The organism is Lawsonibacter celer (assembly GCF_014281125.1).
Taxonomy (GTDB): Bacteria; Bacillota; Clostridia; order Oscillospirales; family Oscillospiraceae; genus Lawsonibacter_B; species Lawsonibacter_B celer.
Genome location: NZ_JACOEA010000004.1, coordinates 120427 through 136105, shown reverse-complemented (window position 1 = coordinate 136105; position 15679 = coordinate 120427). Strand labels below are relative to the sequence as shown.

The window sequence follows — 15679 nt, the reverse complement described above, 5'->3', positions numbered from 1 at the left end:
CTCCTTGACAACGGCACTTTGCAGGTGATAGTCTGAAGAGAACTCATTTCAACTTTTTTCGAGGTGATGCCAGTGTATACGATCCGGGAGCTGGCTTTTCCCGGCACAGCCGAGGAAGCCCTGTCCCTCCTGCGCAAGGGTCGGAACAATGTGATTCTGGGCGGCGGGTGCTGGCTGGCCCTGGGCCGCCGGCGCTATGGCGTTGGGATTGATCTGTCCCGCCTGGGTCTGGACGCCATCCGGCGGGAGGGGGACGAACTGGTCCTTGGCGGCAGTGCTACCCTGCGTGCCCTTGAGAAAAACGGGGACGCCTGCGCCCTATTCGGCGGCATCCTGTCCCACTGCGTGCGCCCCATCGTGGGGGTTCAGCTGCGCAGCCGGGCCACCGTGGGGGGCAGCGTGTACGCCCGCTTCGGCTTTTCCGATCCCCTCACCGCCCTGCTCTGTCTGGACTGCACCGTGGAGCTGGCGGGGGAGGGAACAGTGCCTCTGGAGGTCTTCGCCGCCCGCCCCGCCGTGGAGCGGGACATCGTCACCGGAGTGCGGATCAGGATCGAGGACCGGGCCACAGCCATGGAGACTATGCGCCTCACCGCCACCGACCTGCCCATCCTCACCGCCGCCGTCTCCCGCCTGGGGAAGGACTGGCGGGTGGTGGTAGGCGCCCGGCCCGGCCGTCCCGTCCGGGTCCCCGGGGTGGAAGCCGCCCTGGCCCACGGCGCCTCCCCCGCTCAGGCGGGCAGGCTGGCCGCCGAAGGCCTCACCTTTGGCAGCGACCTGCGGGCCGGCAGGGAGTACCGCGCCCTTCTGGCCGAAACTCTGGTGGCCCGATGCGCGGCCCGTGTGGAACAGGAGGTCTCCCGATGAATCTGGAACTGACCCTCAACGGCCGCCCCTGGAAGGGGGAGGCCTCCCCTTCCCAGACCCTGCTGGACTTTCTCCGTGCCCAAGGCCTGGCCAGCGTGAAGCGGGGCTGCGATACGGAAAACTGCGGACTGTGCACCGTGTGGGTGGATGACGCACCGGTGCTCTCCTGCTCCTACCTGGCCTGCCGTGCCACGGGCCGCCGGGTCACTACCCTGGAGGGTGTGGAGGAGCAGGCTGCCGACTTAGGCCGCTTTTTGGCAGCCCGGGGGGCGGAGCAGTGCGGCTTCTGCTCCCCCGGATTTCTGATGACCGTGCTGGCCCTGAGGCGCGAGCTGCCCCACCCCACTCGGGAAGAGGTGCGCGCCTACCTGGCCGGCAACCTGTGCCGCTGCTCCGGCTACACCGCCCAGATGGACGCGGTATGCGCCTGGCTGGAGGTGGAGGAATGAAATACGCCGTCAACCAGCCCGTTCCCAAGCTGGACTCCGCCGCCATGACCACCGGAAAACCCATCTACACCGAGGATCTGGCCCCGGCGGACTGCCTGATCGTCAAGGTCCTGCGCAGCCCCCACGCCTTTGCCCGGATCACCGCCATCCGGAAAAAGCGCGCCCTGGCGGTGCCCGGCGTGGCGTGCGCCCTCACCTGGGAGGACGTGCCCAGGATCCGTCACAGCCTGGGCGGTCTGGCCTACACCTTCGGCTCCCCCAACGACCGCTATATCCTGGAGGACACCGTGCGCTACGTGGGCGACGCGGTAGCCATCGTGGCGGCGGAAACCGAGGAGGCCGCCGACAAGGCCCTGCGGCTGCTGGAAGTGGACTACGAGCTTCTGCCCGCCGTCCTGGACCCCCGGCAGGCCCTGGACCACCAGCCCCCTATTCACGGGGAGGAGGACTACTCCGCTGAGGATACCCTTCAGGGGCAGCCCAAGCGCAACCTGATGGCCCATTTCGAGCTGCCCTACGGCGACCTGGACGCCGCCTTCGCCAAGTGCGACGTGGTAGTGGAGGACACCTTCCACACCAGGGCCAACTCCCACGCCATGATGGAGACCTTCCGTGCCTTCTCCTACTACGACGCCAACGGCCGCCTGGCCATCGTCACCTCCACCCAGATTCCCTTCCTCTGCCGCCGCACGGCGGCCCAGGCCCTGGGCATGCCCATCGACCGAATCCGGGTCATCAAGCCCAAGGTGGGCGGCGGCTTCGGCGCCAAGCAGTCCCTGGTGTGCGAGCTACTCTGCGCCATCGTCACCGTCAAGACCCGCCGGCCGGCCAAGCTGATCTACTCCCGTACCGAGAGCTTTATCGCCTCCAACTCCCGTCATGAGACCTATATCACCGTCAAGCTGGGCGCCACGAAGGACGGCATCGTCCGGGCCGCCAGCGTCCATACGATCTCCAATGCCGGCGCCTACGGCGAGCAGGCCTTTGCCACCGCCCTGCTTACTGGCGTCAAGACCCTGCCCATGTTCGGCCGGGCGGAGGCCTTCCATTTCGACTTCGACATCACCTACACCAACACCATGGCCGGCGGTGCATTCCGCGGTTTTGGCGCCACTCAGGGCTTTTTCGCCACCGAGTCCATGACCAACCGCCTGGCCGTGGAGCTGGGCATGGATCCCTGTCAGCTGCGGCTGAAAAATATCCCCCACAGCGGCGACTTCATGCCTGCCTACTTCTTTGAGTTCCTCACCAGCTCCGCCCTGGACCGCTGCATCAAAACCGGCCGGAATATGATTGGCTGGGATCAGAAGTACCCCCGCGTGGAGGTAGACGGCAGCCGGGTGCGGGCCGTGGGCATGGCCGTGGCCCTGCAGAGCTCGGGCATCTCCAAGGCGGACAAGTGCTGCGCGTCGGTCAAGCTGTGCGAGGACGGCCGCTACATCGTCTCCAACGGTGCCGGCGACATGGGCACCGGCTGCGACACCGTGCTGGCCCAGATCGCCGCAGAAACGCTCCAGTGCTCCATCGACCGGGTCTCCTCCGCGCCGGTAGACACCGACTCCTCCCCCTACGACAAAGGCTCCTTTGCCTCCTCCACCACCTACGTCACCGGCATGGCCATGGTCAAGGCCTGCGAGCAGCTCACCGGCATGATGAAGGCCGAGGCTGCCCGGGCCCTGGACTGCCCCGTGGCCTTTATCGAGTTTGACGGCGACTTCTTCTACGCCCGGAACGGCTCCAGCGGCCGACTGAGCCTGGAGCTGCTGGCCCGTCGGCAAGTGACCGAGCCGGACTGTCCTTGGTTCACCGCCGAGGGCAGCCATTGCTCCCCCACCTCCCCTCCGCCCCTGATGGCGGGCTTTGCCGAGATCGAGCTCGACAGGGACACCGGCAAGGTCACCGTGCTGGACTACGTGGGCGTGGTGGACTGCGGCACGGTGGTCAACCCCGCGCTGGCCAGAGTGCAGGCCCAGGGCGGCATTGCCCAAGGTATTGGTATGGCCCTGTACGAGGATGTGCAATACGACGAGGCGGGCCGGATGCTCAACCGGAACTTCCTGCGCTACAAGATCCCCTCCCGTATGGATCTGCCCCCGATCCGTGTGGCTTTCGAGCAGAGCTACGAGCCCTCTGGTCCCTTCGGAGCCAAGTCCATCGGCGAGGTCGTGATCAACACCCCCGTCCCCGCCATTGCGGATGCCATCTACAACGCCTGCGGCGTGCGCATGACCGACCTGCCCATGACCCCGGAAAAAATCCTGAAAGGGCTGCGGCAGCAGGTCCAGCCTTAGACATTTAAAAAGCGGCACGCAATCGCGTGCCGCTTTTCCCGTATCCGTCCACTTACTCTGGGGCCTGTCCCTTTTCTTTCCTGAGCCCTACCGCCCGGATAAACACCTCATATACCCCGGCGGAAACCTTATTCAGGGCCTCCTGGTACATCTGCTCCCGATAGGCGCATTCCGTCCTGCCGCAGCTGCGCTGGGAGGACTCCCTCCGGTGCTCATCCTGTTTCCAGCGCAGATACAGGGTCCGCAGCAAATTGGAATTCTGGGTATTGGCCAGATCCAGATAATGCTCTACGGCATCCCTATTCCCCTTGGCAATCGACGTCTCAAATGCGTGGCGAATGGAGCGTTCCACCTGCGCCGGCGTGGCCTGTCTGTGTTTTGCAACCTTCCCGTACAGGCAGCCGATTTTCCCTGAAATGTAGTAAGGGTCCTCATCCAGCAATTCCATGGCATCGTGGATGTAGCAAAACCCTTTGCTCCCCGCAGGAATCCCCAGCCGCAGCAAAATATCAATCACATCATCCCGCATAAAACAAAAGGTCTCCTTTCCGGATTGTGCCCTGCCAGCCTTCTCTGGTAATCATCTCCATAACTGCTTTCTTCTTGTATACACTACCCCCTTCCCCTACAAAAGTCAACGACTTTTTCAAAATTCTTGTTTATTTTTTATTTACTTACAAGATTCTTGTATTATAATGAAAACAACAGACCCCGGCCATACGATGGGAGGCAACCCTACATGGGACTTGGAAAGCGGCTGCAGCAAAGGCGCATCGAACTGAACATGACCCGGAGCCAATTGGCTCATAAGCTCCATGTCACCCCTTCGGCCATTGCCAATTACGAAAACGGCATCAGCAGCCCTAAGCCCGATATTCTGATCTCCCTCTTCGGCGCCCTGGAGGTCGATGCCAATTACCTCTTTCAGGACTACATCTCCGCAAACCGCGTTGTGCAGATTTATGGCAGCGTGCTTAGCCAAGACGAGCGGGTCGCCATCCGGCAGTATCGGGACTTGAGCGAAAGCGGGAAACGGCTGGTGCGGATTGTTATCGCGGAGGAATACGCCAGAGCCATGTCCCAAACACTGATCTCTCTGCCCTGCTACCTGCCCAGGACCCGCCAGCTGCACTCCGGCTTTCTTCTGCAGGAACGGCCCCGCACCATCCGCGTCAAGCAGAAGGACCTTCCAAAAGAGGCAGACTTCTGTTTTCAAATCCAGACCGATCGCTATGAACCAATTTTCAAGAAATACGACGTTCTGGCACTTCAGAAAAAAGAGGCCGGCCACAACCAGATCGGTATTTTTCGGGTGAATGATATCTGCTATATCCGGGCGCTCTACCGGGGGGCGGAGCGGTGCCGTCTGCGCTCCCTCAATGTCATTGAGTCCGATATCATTGTTCCGGATGGTATGGCCCTTGAATGCCTGGGAACGGTTCTGGACCGTGTGACCGGCACGCTTGAATTCAATCTGCCGGGTGTCCCAACCGAGCTGGACTAGGAACGCCGCTACGGCTCTGGTCAGGGGTATTCGTATTCAAAGGATGCCTTTGTGGTTTCCAATTCCAGCAGAATATGCTCTTTCCTTCGAAGCTGATAGTGCGCGCGGCAGGCCACGTTTTCCCGTATGGTTCTCGCCATGGCGCCCTCCGCCGGTGCCCGGAGCGGATAGGCCTTCTGGTCCAGCAGCTCCGCAGTTAGCGTCAGCCCGCCCTGCCGGACCGTGACCGCCCGGTTTTGGAGCGATTGGACCCTCGCCCCCAGGTAGGTGGCAAGCCGGTACTCCCTCCCCTCAATCTGTACCACACTGATGATCCCGGTAAAATGCGCCGGCCCCAGCGGGATCTCAGCGGCGGAAAGCATCAGGGACCCCCCCTCAAAGCAGCACTGGGTCCAAACGTATTGTTTGGGAAAGGAGTGTCCGCGGTCGCCCTCAATATAACCCACGCCGGGGTGGAAGCCATACTCTTTTCCATTGATCTGCAGGGTACCGCTCACCGAGTGGCACATACTGAAAACTCTGTGCCTGCACTCCATAAATGGGACAGCGCAAAACGGCCCCATAATATCATAACGGACCGGAGTGGGCTTGCCAAAGCGGAGCTTGCCCACCACGGAGCACCCTGGCGCATGCAGGTCCAGACAGATTCCCTCCTCGGAGAACCGGTTTGCTCCCAGCCGGGCGCAGGGGCGGTCCCTGCGCATATATCCCTGCCCGCCGGGCAGATCAAAATTCCAATTTCCACTGCCGCTGATGACCTGTATTGAGGATGACTGCGCTCCACACGATGTGTGTACAGCCGGAATCAGGGCAATGCTTTCCTCTTTTGACTGACATTTAAAATACCAGCCGCAAAAACCACTCTTCTTTTTCATAAGGAACAGTTTTCCACCCGCCGGTCATTTTATACGGACGGGCACGCCCGCCGAGCGGCTGGGTAAAAGGACCGGGGCTGTGCGCTGCACAGCCCCGGTCCTTTTCTTTTTTATTCTGCCATCTTTATATGACCATCGGCCGCAGTCTTGTCCGGCCACGCCGTTATGGTTCATCCTCCCGCTTCTGCTGAATCATCCGATAGCCCACGCCGATATGGGTCTGGATATACTGCGGATGACTGGGATCGGCCTCCAACTTCTTGCGCAGGGTCGCCATAAACACCCGAAGGGACGGGGTATCCGAGGCGGCCGGACTCCCCCACACCTCACCCAGAATGTAGTTATGGGTAAGCACCTTGCCCGTGTGTTTTGCCAGAAGGCACAAAAGCTTATACTCAATGGGTGTGAGGTGGATTTCCACCCCGTCCCGGTAGGCGCAGCCGGCGGCGTAGTCAATCTTCAGCCCACCGTTTTCGTAAACACTCGCGGCAGCGCTGGTGCGTTCCCTGTCATAGCGTACCCGACGCAAAGCCACCCGCAGCCGTGCCAGTAGCTCATCCACGGAAAAGGGCTTTGTGAGATAGTCGTCCGCACCGGCGTCCAGCGCGGCCACCTTGTCGCTGTCCTCACTGCGCGCGGAGACCACAATAATGGGCAGGTTGCTCCACGTCCGGATCTTACGGATAATCTCCACCCCATCCATATCGGGAAGCCCCAGGTCCAGCAGCATTACATCGGGCCGATAGCTGAGGGCGTCCATAACCGCCCCGGCTCCGGTATTGGCCCGGTGGTACTGATAGTTCTGTGTCTCCAGCGTTGTGGCAATCAGATTTCCAATGGCCGTATCGTCCTCCACAATCAAAATCTGCGGCTTATTCATAAGGCGTTACCTCCGAAGCGCGTAGAGTAAAAGAGAACACGGTGCCCTGTGGCTTATGATCCGAAACGGTAATGCTGCCACCGTGGGCGGTTACAATGGATTTGCACAGCGACAACCCCAGTCCCAGGCCCCGGCGGCCGTCTCCCCGCACATTGTCAGCGGTGTAGAACATCTCAAACAGTCTTTTCTTTGCCTCGTCCGGGATGCCGGGACCGTCGTCGGCAATCATCACCCGGACGAACGTGCCCTGGCGTTCCGCCGACAAAAGAATATGGGAGCCCTCCGGCGTATATTTAATGGCATTATTGACAATGTTGATGACCACTTGGACAATCAGCCGGGCATCCATGTCAGCCATGAGCAGATCATCCTTTAGCGTTACGGAGATATGGTGCCGCATGGCATTCCGGTCCAGGTGGGCCATGGCCTCGGTGAACACCTCGTCAATCAGCTCCGGCTGCATATTGAGAGCCATCGCCCCGTTTTCCATGCGCGTGATGGAGAGCAGATTCTCCACCAAGTTGATCAGCCACATAGCATCGTCATAGATTGAGGTATAGAGCGTTTGCCGCTTTTCATCATCCAATACCGCTCCATTCTCCATCAGTATGCCGGCATTTCCGGAAATACTGGTCAGCGGGGTACGAAGATCATGAGAGATCGCACGCAGGAGGTTCGCCCGTAGCGCCTCCTGCCGGGCCGCCTCCTCTGCCTTCCGCTTGGCCGTAACCACGCGCTCCTTTTCCAGTGCCAGACCGCATTCATCCAGAATGGCCACCATTAAATTCTTCTCAAAGGCATCCGGTTTCCGGTCCGGGTCGATGACAATTCCCACCACCGCCTGGACCTGCCGGGAACCCCGCACTGCCATATAGAGGCACCGGGCGCTGGGGAGCGTCCCGGTGGTGGCTCCGGCGTGCTTATTGTTCTTCCGCACCCATTCGGCTACCGCCCGCTCTGTCTGGCTCAGGCAGAGGCTCATATCCGTCTTGGTATCTGCCGGGAAGCAGAGCGCATCCTGCAGTACGCCGTCCTCATCCGCAGGATAGATCAGCAGATCCCGCTCCAGCAGTTTTCCCAGCTGGGTGGCGGCAACCGTCAGGATAGCCTGATCCCCCTCCGCCTTCTGGAGCTTTTGGCTGGTCTCCAGCAGCACCTGCGTGCGATAGGCCTTGTTGGCGCTTTGGATCGCCTGTATCTTGATCCGAGTGGTCAGCGAGCTGCCCAACAGAGCCACAATGAACATAACGCCAAAGGTGGCGATATAGCTGGGATCGCTCATCAGGGTAAAATAGGGGAAGGTAAAGAAAAAGTTAAAAATGAGCACGGAGAGTACGGAAGAGAGCAGGCTGTATATGCGCCCCGTGGTGACCATGGAAACGCCCAGCACGCCCAGAATATAGACCATGATAATATTGGCATTGGTAAAGTTCAGGATCCGGAAAAGACAACCCACAGCAGTACATAGGGCCAAAATTCCCAGCATACGCAGGCTGTCCGCCCATGAAAACCGCTCCTGAACGGAGCGGGCCGGCCGTTTTTGCCGCAGGACGCGCGCGGCCTGATCGGGGATAATATAGATATCCAGATCGGGCGCCAGAGCATTCAGGCGGTCAATCAGGTTTTGGGCGGACGGCAACAGTCCCCTGTGCTGCGGACTGCGGCCCAGAACAATCTTAGAGATTCCGCTGACGCGGGCGTACTCGGCAATCTGGATCGCCGGGTCATCTCCGTAGACCGTAGTAATGCGCGCCCCCAGCTCCTCCGCCAGACGCAGATTCGCCCGGAGGCGAGATCGCTCCGCCTCGCTCTGGGCGGCAAACTCCGGCGTCTCTACAAAAAGGGCGGTGAAGGCTCCATGAAAGGCCTCCGCCATGCGGGCTGCGGTGCGGATCACCTTGGCGTTGGAGGGCGCGCCGGACAGGCAGATCAGCACATGTTCCCCCGCGCGGGGCTTTGTGCCGTCCAGACTGCTGGTGCTCCGCTCCAGCCGGTCCGCCGTCCGGCGCAGGGCGATCTCCCGCAGGGCGGCCAGATTTTTCTCTGTAAAGAAATGCCCCATAGCCTGGGCCGCCTGGGACCGGCGGTAAACTTTTCCCGCACGCAGCCGCTCCAGCAGATCGGCCGGCTCCAGATCCACCACCTCCACCTGGTCGGCGGAGTCAAATACAAAGTCCGGAATACGCTCCGTCACAGTCACCCCGGTGATCGAGGCCACCACATCATTCAGGCTTTCCAGGTGCTGTACATTGACCGTGGTGTAGACGCTGATTCCAGCACGCAGCAGCTCCTGCACATCCTGGTATCGTTTGGTGTGCCGGCATCCCTCGGCGTTGGTGTGCGCCAGCTCGTCCACCAGAAGGAGCTGGGGCCTCCGCGCCAGTGCGGCATCCAAATCAAACTCCCGGAGCTCGATCCCTTTATAGGGGATTACTTTGGCCGGCAGTACCTCCAGTCCGTCCAAAAGCGCCATAGTCTCCGGCCGGGTGTGAGGTTCTATGTAGCCTGCCGCCACGTCCACACCGGTCTTCTTTGCCCGGTGGGCGGCCTCCAACATGGCATAGGTCTTCCCCACGCCGGCCGCATAGCCAAAAAAGATCTTCAGTTTTCCCTTTTGCTCCGATTCTTCCTGCCGGAGGCTCTTAAGCAGGGTCTCGGAATCCGGACGCAATCGTTGGGGCATGACGGCACCTCATCGCTCTTTTATCATGCTTTAGTATAGCATAGATCGTGTCAGCATGGTATTGTCGTTTTTTCCCTCCCATTAAGGTTCTATAAAGACGTGTCTTAACGTCACCTTAATACCATGTGGATTCCCTTAACCAAATCCTCATTCCAGCCATGCTATAATGATGTCAAATCCTCGGCATTTAGCCATCCTGCCGGTCTTTCCTATTTATCTTTTGCTGCGGAGGCAAACTATGCCCTTTTGGAAAAACGAGCACATTACCCCGGCTCAGATCATTATTCTGGGCTTCTTCTTTCTGATTCTAGGCGGTGCGATGCTGCTTACGCTCCCCTTTGCCACCAACGGCCCGGGCGGAGCCTCCTTTTTTGACGCGCTCTTCACCGCCACCTCTGCCACCTGTGTCACAGGTCTGGTCATACACGACACCGCGCTGTACTGGTCCCCCTTTGGCCAACTGGTTATTCTGCTTCTGATCCAGATCGGCGGTATGGGTGTGGTTACAATGGCCGTGACGATCTTCATGTTCTCCGGCCGGAGGATCGGTCTGAAGCAGCGCTGGGTCATGCAGGAGTCCATCTCCGCCCCGCAGGTGGGCGGCATTGTGCGCTTGACCGGCTTTATTCTGAAAACCTCCCTGGCAATTGAGGGTGCGGGCGCGGTGCTGCTGGCGGTGCGCTTCTGTCCCCAGCTGGGCCTGCTCAAAGGGCTGTGGTACGCGGTGTTCCATTCTGTTTCCGCCTTCTGCAACGCCGGCTTTGACCTGATGGGGCCGCAGGACGGTCCCTTCTCCTCCCTGACCTCCTATGTGGGGGACCCGCTGGTCAGTCTCACCATTGCGGGCCTCATCGTTGTGGGCGGCATCGGCTTTCTCACCTGGCACGATTTCAGGGCGCACGGCGTCCATTTCAGCCGCTACCGGCTGCAGAGCAAGCTCATCCTCTGCACCACAGCGGCCCTGCTGCTGGGCGGATTTCTGTTTTTCTCCCTGTATGAATTTCGTCTGCCCCAATGGCAGGACCTCTCCCCGGGGGAGCGCTCTCTGGCCGCCGCTTTTCAGGCCGTGACTCCCCGCACCGCAGGCTTCAACACCGTAGAACTGGCCCGGCTGAGCCAGCCCAGCCAGCTGCTCACCATCCTGCTGATGATAACCGGCGGAGCGCCGGGCTCCACCGCCGGCGGCTTTAAGATTACCACACTGGCCATCCTGCTGCTGAGCATCCGGGCGGTATTCCGCCGCCGGGACAGCGCCCACTGCTTCGGCCGCCGCCTGTCTGACGACGTTCTGCGCAGTGCCAGCGCAATCTTCCTGCTGTACCTGCTCCTCTTTCTGGCCGGCGGCGTCCTGATCTGCGCGATCGACCAGATCTCTCTGATGGCCGCCCTTTTTGAGTCGGCCTCTGCCATCGGTACGGTAGGTCTGTCTCTAGGCGGCACGGCGGCGCTGAGCGCCCCGTCCCGCTTTATTCTCATTTTCCTCATGTACTTTGGCCGGGTGGGCGGCCTGACCCTCATCTACGCCGTCTCCACAACCCGCAGGAATTCCGCCCAGTATCCCCAGGAACAGGTCACCGTCGGGTGACCGGGATTGCCGGCGTCCCGGCCAACCAAGGCATACGGGCGCAATGCCGAACCGTCCGGCAGAGTGAACGACAGAAAGGAAATCTCCATATGAAATCAGTGTTATTGATCGGCCTTGGCCGCTTCGGGCGGCATATGGCCCAAAAGCTCCGGGAGCTGCACCACGAGGTTCTGGCCGTGGATAAGGATGAGGCGCGCGTTAACGAGGCGCTTCCCTTCGTTACCAACGCCCAAATCGGTGACAGCACCAGCGAAGCCTTTATCGCTTCACTGGGGGTACGTAATTTTGACCTGTGCGTGGTGGCCATCGGCGACAATTTTCAGAGCTCCCTTGAGACCACTGCACTGCTTAAGGAAAACGGCGCTCCCTTCGTGCTTTCCCGCGCCACCCGGGACGTACACGCCAAATTCCTGCTCCGCAACGGCGCCGACGACGTCATCTATCCCGAAAAACAGATGGCCTCCTGGGCGGCGGTCCGGTACAGCGGGGACCATGTCTTTGACTATGTGGAGCTGACCGCGGATTACTCCATCTACGAAACCGCGGTGCCCGCCCCCTGGGTGGGCAAGACGGTAATGGAGCTGGCTGTCCGGCAGAAGTACCACATCAATGTCCTGGCCACCAAACGGGGCGACGGGTTGAAACCTCTCCCCGGGGCTTCCCACCGCTTCCAGGCGGACGAAACCATTTTTATTCTGGGCGCAAATCGGGACGTACAAAAATTCCTGCATCTGTAACAGCGTGTAAAAAGGCGGCGCCAGCTGGCGCCGCCTTTCTCTTTCACCTTTCATCCAGTGGGAAAAGCAGCTTCAAGAATACCCTTTCCGCCGGGCCGCCGCGGGAGAAATCAAAACGGCGCTCCCGCCCCTCCTGGTCAGTGACCCTGAAGGAGCACGGCGTTCGCTCTACCCGGAACCCCAGCTCCTCCATAGCTCCATGGAGGGTCAGGGTCCACTCCAGCAAATCCAACGGGGCGCCGTAATAGGCATCCCAAAGCCAGTCAAACTCCAGAGGCTGACGGTCGTCCTCCAGAAAACGCCGCCACAGGGCGGTTTTATGCTCCGCCGTCAGGCATGCAAGCAGGTCCGGCGTGGACACCGGCTCCCAGGCCAGGTATGTAAACAGGCTGCCCGGGGTCGGAACCAGCAGCCCGCCTGGATGCAGCAGCTCCCGGTCCCGGCCGCACGCCGCGCAGCACACCGCCCTGGCGGGGAGCCGAACGGCCAGCGCCCTCATCCATGCTGCGCTCTCCCGATCAGGCCACTCCATCCGCATGGCCAGCCCCTGCAGGCGTTCAAACTCCCGTCCCGAATCTGAGCAGCGGCGGGCAATCAGTGTCCGGCCCTCAAGCCGGAATGACAGCTGCACCGTCTCCCGCCCCTCAGTGACCCCGAAGAAGGTCATTGGGGCCAGGGCGGCCAGAGGCCCTGCCTGTTGAGCGATATCCTGCCACAGATACACCGCGTCCCGGTATAGGAGGGTTGTGCTCCTGCCCCCCGTCGGCATTGGAACAGGACTTTCGCCAAAGAGCTGGTTCAGGCTGCGGACAGCAGTCAGAAAGCAGGCCGGTGCCGGGAGCATCTCCTCAGGCGCATCCGTCTCCAGCCGCTCCTCAGAAATCAGCTTGGATGGATACAGCATCTCTATTCCTCCAAAATTCCGTCCAGAATCAAATTGACTTTCAGGACATTGACCGAGGGCTCTCCGAAGATGCCGAGAAAGGGGGCCTGCGTACTCTTCTCAATCGCCTCGCGCACCTCATCCTGATCAATGCCGCGCGCCTGGGCAATGCGGTGCACCTGGTACTCGGCTGCCTCCGGTGAAATCGCCGGGTCCAGCCCGCTGCCTGAGCAGGTGACCAGATCCGCCGGGATGGGGGTATCCGCCATCGTCGGGTCCGCCGCATGCAGGGCCTCCACCCGTTCTTTTATCAGACGCTCATACTCCTCACTGGCAGGGCTCAGGTTTGACGCCCAGGCGTACATGACCGGCCGGCCCGCTTCGTCGGTAAACGTGTTCACATCCACATTCATCACCCGCCCCCACAGGTGTCCCGGGTCGCTAAACTGCTGTCCCAGCAGCTCAGAGCCATAGGTCTTTCCATCTACTTCAATTACGCTTCCGTTGGCCTTTTCAGGGAAGAATGCCTGACCCACGCCAGTCAACAGCAGGGTATACACCAAACCGCACAGTACCGTCATGACCAGCAGCATTCCACCGGCCCTTAAAATCATTTGTTTCATTCTGATCTCTCCTTTTAAAACCAGCCGAGCAGAAGGCCCAGCGGAAGTGAGGCAAGGAACACAGCCAGGACCACCGCCAGCACCATGCCAGCTCCGGTCAGGAGCAAGGCAACAGCTGCAGTGAGAATTGGACAGCGCTCCAACCCTTTTTCCAGGAAGCGGGTGAAGCATGCCGTCGCATGCGATATGTCAAACACGGCTGAAGACCTCTTTTCTCCATTACAGCGCCCCGAGGAGGGGGGCTACAATTAGATCAATGAGCTTGATGGCGATAAACGGGATCACAATACCTCCCAAGCCGTAGACCACCAGATTGTGGCGCAGCAGCTTTCCCGCAGGCACCTCCCGATATTTGACCCCTTTCAGTGCCAGGGGGATAAGTGCCACAATAATAAGCGCGTTGTAAATCAGCGCCGACAGGATGGCGCTGGCGGGGCTGCTGAGCCCCATGATGTTCAGCACACCCAACCCGGGGTACAACCCCATAAACAGCGCCGGAATAATTGCAAAATACTTGGCAATATCGTTGGCAATGGAAAAGGTGGTCAGGCTGCCCCGGGTCATCAGCAGCTGCTTGCCGATGCGGACAATCTCGATCAGCTTGGTGGGGCTGGAATCCAGATCCACCATGTTGCCCGCCTCCTTGGCGGCCTGTGTACCGGAATTCATGGCCACCGCCACGTCGGCCTGCGCCAAGGCAGGGGCGTCGTTGGTGCCGTCGCCCGTCATGGCCACCAGATGCCCCTCGGCCTGGAATTTTCGGATCATGGCCAGTTTGGTCTCCGGAGTGGCCTCGGACAGGAAATCATCCACACCCGCCTCGGCGGCAATCGCCGCTGCAGTCACCGGGTTATCGCCGGTAATCATGATGGTCCGAATCCCCATGGTACGCAGATCCGCGAATTTTTCCTTTACGCCATCCTTGATGATGTCCTTGAGATGGATGACCCCCAGAATTCGGTGATTTTTTGCCACGACCAGCGGGGTTCCCCCCTGTTTGGCCACCTCGTTGACCAGCGCCGCACACTGGGCGCTGTATGGATTGCCTGAAGCCTCCACATAGGCCTTTACCGCATCGGCAGCGCCCTTGCGTATCTCCCCGGCGTCGCAGTCCACACCGCTCATGCGGGTCTGCGCCGTAAAGGGAATGAATGTCGCGTGGCTGTCCGCCAGATCCCGCCCGCGGATGCCGAAGCGCTCTTTTGCCAGCACTACAATGGACCGCCCCTCCGGGGTCTCGTCGGGGAGCGAGGCGAGCTGGGCCGCGTCGGCCAGTTCCCGCTCCTCCACGCCGTCCACCGGCAGGAAGGCGACCGCCTGGCGGTTGCCCAACGTGATGGTGCCCGTCTTATCCAGCAGCAGCACATCCACATCTCCGGCAGCCTCAATTGCCCGGCCGCTCATGGCCAGTACGTTGGCCTGGTTGAGCCGGCTCATGCCGGCGATGCCGATGGCGGAAAGCAGTGCCCCGATGGTTGTGGGAGCCAGACAGATCAGCAGCGCCACCAGGGAGACAATAGAAGTGGGATTGTCCATGCCCAGCTGATCGGCGGAAAACAGAGAATAGGCATACAGGGAAGCCGTGACCAGCACAAAGATAATGGACAGAGCCACCAGCAGAATTTGCAGGGCAATCTCGTTGGGCGTCTTCTTCCGGTTGGCGCCCTCCACCATAGCGATCATCTGGTCCAGGAAGCTGTTGCCCGCCTCCTGCGTCACTCGGACTACCAGGAAATCGGACAGTACCGTGGTGCCTCCGGTCACCGCGGATCGGTCGCCGCCCGCCTCTCGGATCACTGGGGCGGATTCACCGGTGATGGCGCTCTCGTCTACGCTGGCGGCGCCTTCCACCACCTCGCCGTCGGCGGGAATCTGCTCTCCAGCGGAGACCAGGAAATAATCTCCTTTGTTTAGAGAAGCGCCCGAGACCTCCTCCGTGCGGGTGTGGTCCGCCGGATCCGCCAGCCTATGGGCCATCACATCCCGCTTGGAGGCCCGCAGGGTGTCCGCCTGAGCCTTGCCACGCCCCTCGGCAATGGCCTCGGCAAAGTTTGAAAACAGGCAGGTAAGCCACAGGATGACTGCAATCGCCAGAATGAAGCCGCTCCCCGCAAGGCCGTCCGAGACCCCTGCCAGAGACAGCGCGAATAAAACTGTGGTCAGGATGGCAGAGATGTACACCAGAAACATGACCGGGTTGTTCACCTGCTGCCTGGGGGCGAGCTTTCCAAGGGAATCGCGGATGGCCCGCCCGACCATGGCCCGGTCCGCAAAGGATTTTTTCTTGTTATTCATTGTTACG

Annotated in this window: 14 protein-coding genes; 6 read left to right on the top strand and 8 right to left on the bottom strand. The window is 60.6% G+C overall.

The genetic code is table 11. The features are described 5' to 3' along the window. Positions 1 to 72: 72 nt before the first annotated feature. From H9Q75_RS08840 to H9Q75_RS08830, 3 genes are read left to right on the top strand one after another with little or no spacing between them, the layout of a single operon-like run. Positions 73 to 867, top strand: a complete 795-nt coding sequence (locus H9Q75_RS08840) for an FAD binding domain-containing protein (RefSeq protein WP_186566227.1) — start codon at positions 73 to 75, stop codon at positions 865 to 867. Then, positions 864 to 1316: a (2Fe-2S)-binding protein gene (locus tag H9Q75_RS08835; RefSeq protein WP_186566225.1), complete on the top strand. Its 453-nt coding sequence runs from the start codon at positions 864 to 866 to the stop codon at positions 1314 to 1316. The genes H9Q75_RS08840 and H9Q75_RS08835 overlap by 4 nt, the downstream gene beginning before the upstream one ends. Further along, complete coding sequence (locus H9Q75_RS08830) at positions 1313 to 3607, top strand: xanthine dehydrogenase family protein molybdopterin-binding subunit (RefSeq protein WP_186566222.1); 2295 nt, start codon at positions 1313 to 1315, stop codon at positions 3605 to 3607. Before H9Q75_RS08835 ends, H9Q75_RS08830 begins: the two co-directional genes overlap by 4 nt. A gap of 52 nt (positions 3608 to 3659) precedes the next feature. Here the strand turns inward: H9Q75_RS08830 and H9Q75_RS08825 are convergent, their stop codons facing one another. Next, a complete protein-coding gene (locus tag H9Q75_RS08825; RefSeq protein ID WP_186566220.1) occupies positions 3660 to 4136 on the bottom strand; it encodes a sporulation initiation factor Spo0A C-terminal domain-containing protein in 477 nt (158 codons plus the stop codon). A gap of 210 nt (positions 4137 to 4346) precedes the next feature. Between H9Q75_RS08825 and H9Q75_RS08820 the strand changes: the two genes are divergently transcribed. Then, positions 4347 to 5111 (top strand): helix-turn-helix domain-containing protein, encoded by a 765-nt coding sequence (locus H9Q75_RS08820; protein WP_186566219.1) that lies wholly within the window; start codon positions 4347 to 4349, stop codon positions 5109 to 5111. 20 nt (positions 5112 to 5131) lie between these two features. On the opposite strand, the gene H9Q75_RS08815 is transcribed toward H9Q75_RS08820, so the two are convergent. From H9Q75_RS08815 to H9Q75_RS08805, 3 genes are all read right to left on the bottom strand, one after another. Next, the gene (locus H9Q75_RS08815) at positions 5132 to 5815 is read right to left on the bottom strand and encodes a tocopherol cyclase family protein (RefSeq protein WP_186566217.1); all 684 of its coding nucleotides are present in this window, start codon (positions 5813 to 5815) and stop codon (positions 5132 to 5134) included. Positions 5816 to 6149: 334 nt separating this feature from the next. Next, entirely contained in the window at positions 6150 to 6866 is a 717-nt protein-coding gene (locus tag H9Q75_RS08810) for a response regulator (protein ID WP_186566215.1), read from the bottom strand. Continuing rightward, positions 6859 to 9549 carry a sensor histidine kinase gene (locus tag H9Q75_RS08805; RefSeq protein ID WP_186566213.1) on the bottom strand — a complete coding sequence of 897 codons (2691 nt, stop codon included), beginning with the start codon at positions 9547 to 9549 and terminating at the stop codon, positions 6859 to 6861. Before H9Q75_RS08805 ends, H9Q75_RS08810 begins: the two co-directional genes overlap by 8 nt. Before the next feature lie 238 nt (positions 9550 to 9787). Here H9Q75_RS08805 and H9Q75_RS08800 point away from each other — a divergent pair, with 238 nt between their 5' ends. Both H9Q75_RS08800 and H9Q75_RS08795 read left to right on the top strand, forming a co-directional pair. Continuing rightward, positions 9788 to 11134 carry a TrkH family potassium uptake protein gene (locus tag H9Q75_RS08800; protein WP_186566211.1) on the top strand — a complete coding sequence of 449 codons (1347 nt, stop codon included), beginning with the start codon at positions 9788 to 9790 and terminating at the stop codon, positions 11132 to 11134. 89 nt (positions 11135 to 11223) lie between these two features. Continuing rightward, positions 11224 to 11871: a potassium channel family protein gene (locus H9Q75_RS08795; RefSeq protein WP_186566209.1), complete on the top strand. Its 648-nt coding sequence runs from the start codon at positions 11224 to 11226 to the stop codon at positions 11869 to 11871. A gap of 43 nt (positions 11872 to 11914) precedes the next feature. On the opposite strand, the gene H9Q75_RS08790 is transcribed toward H9Q75_RS08795, so the two are convergent. The 4 genes from H9Q75_RS08790 to kdpB are packed head-to-tail and all read right to left on the bottom strand — an operon-like array spanning position 11915 to position 15672. Further along, positions 11915 to 12775: a hypothetical protein gene (locus H9Q75_RS08790; protein ID WP_186566207.1), complete on the bottom strand. Its 861-nt coding sequence runs from the start codon at positions 12773 to 12775 to the stop codon at positions 11915 to 11917. A gap of 2 nt (positions 12776 to 12777) precedes the next feature. Beyond that, positions 12778 to 13377 carry a potassium-transporting ATPase subunit KdpC gene (gene kdpC / locus H9Q75_RS08785; protein WP_186566206.1) on the bottom strand — a complete coding sequence of 200 codons (600 nt, stop codon included), beginning with the start codon at positions 13375 to 13377 and terminating at the stop codon, positions 12778 to 12780. Between the two features lie 14 nt (positions 13378 to 13391). After that, positions 13392 to 13574 (bottom strand): hypothetical protein, encoded by a 183-nt coding sequence (locus H9Q75_RS08780; RefSeq protein WP_186566204.1) that lies wholly within the window; start codon positions 13572 to 13574, stop codon positions 13392 to 13394. A 22-nt stretch (positions 13575 to 13596) separates the two neighbouring features. Then, a complete protein-coding gene (gene kdpB / locus H9Q75_RS08775) occupies positions 13597 to 15672 on the bottom strand; it encodes a potassium-transporting ATPase subunit KdpB (protein ID WP_186566202.1) in 2076 nt (691 codons plus the stop codon). Positions 15673 to 15679 lie beyond the last annotated feature (7 nt).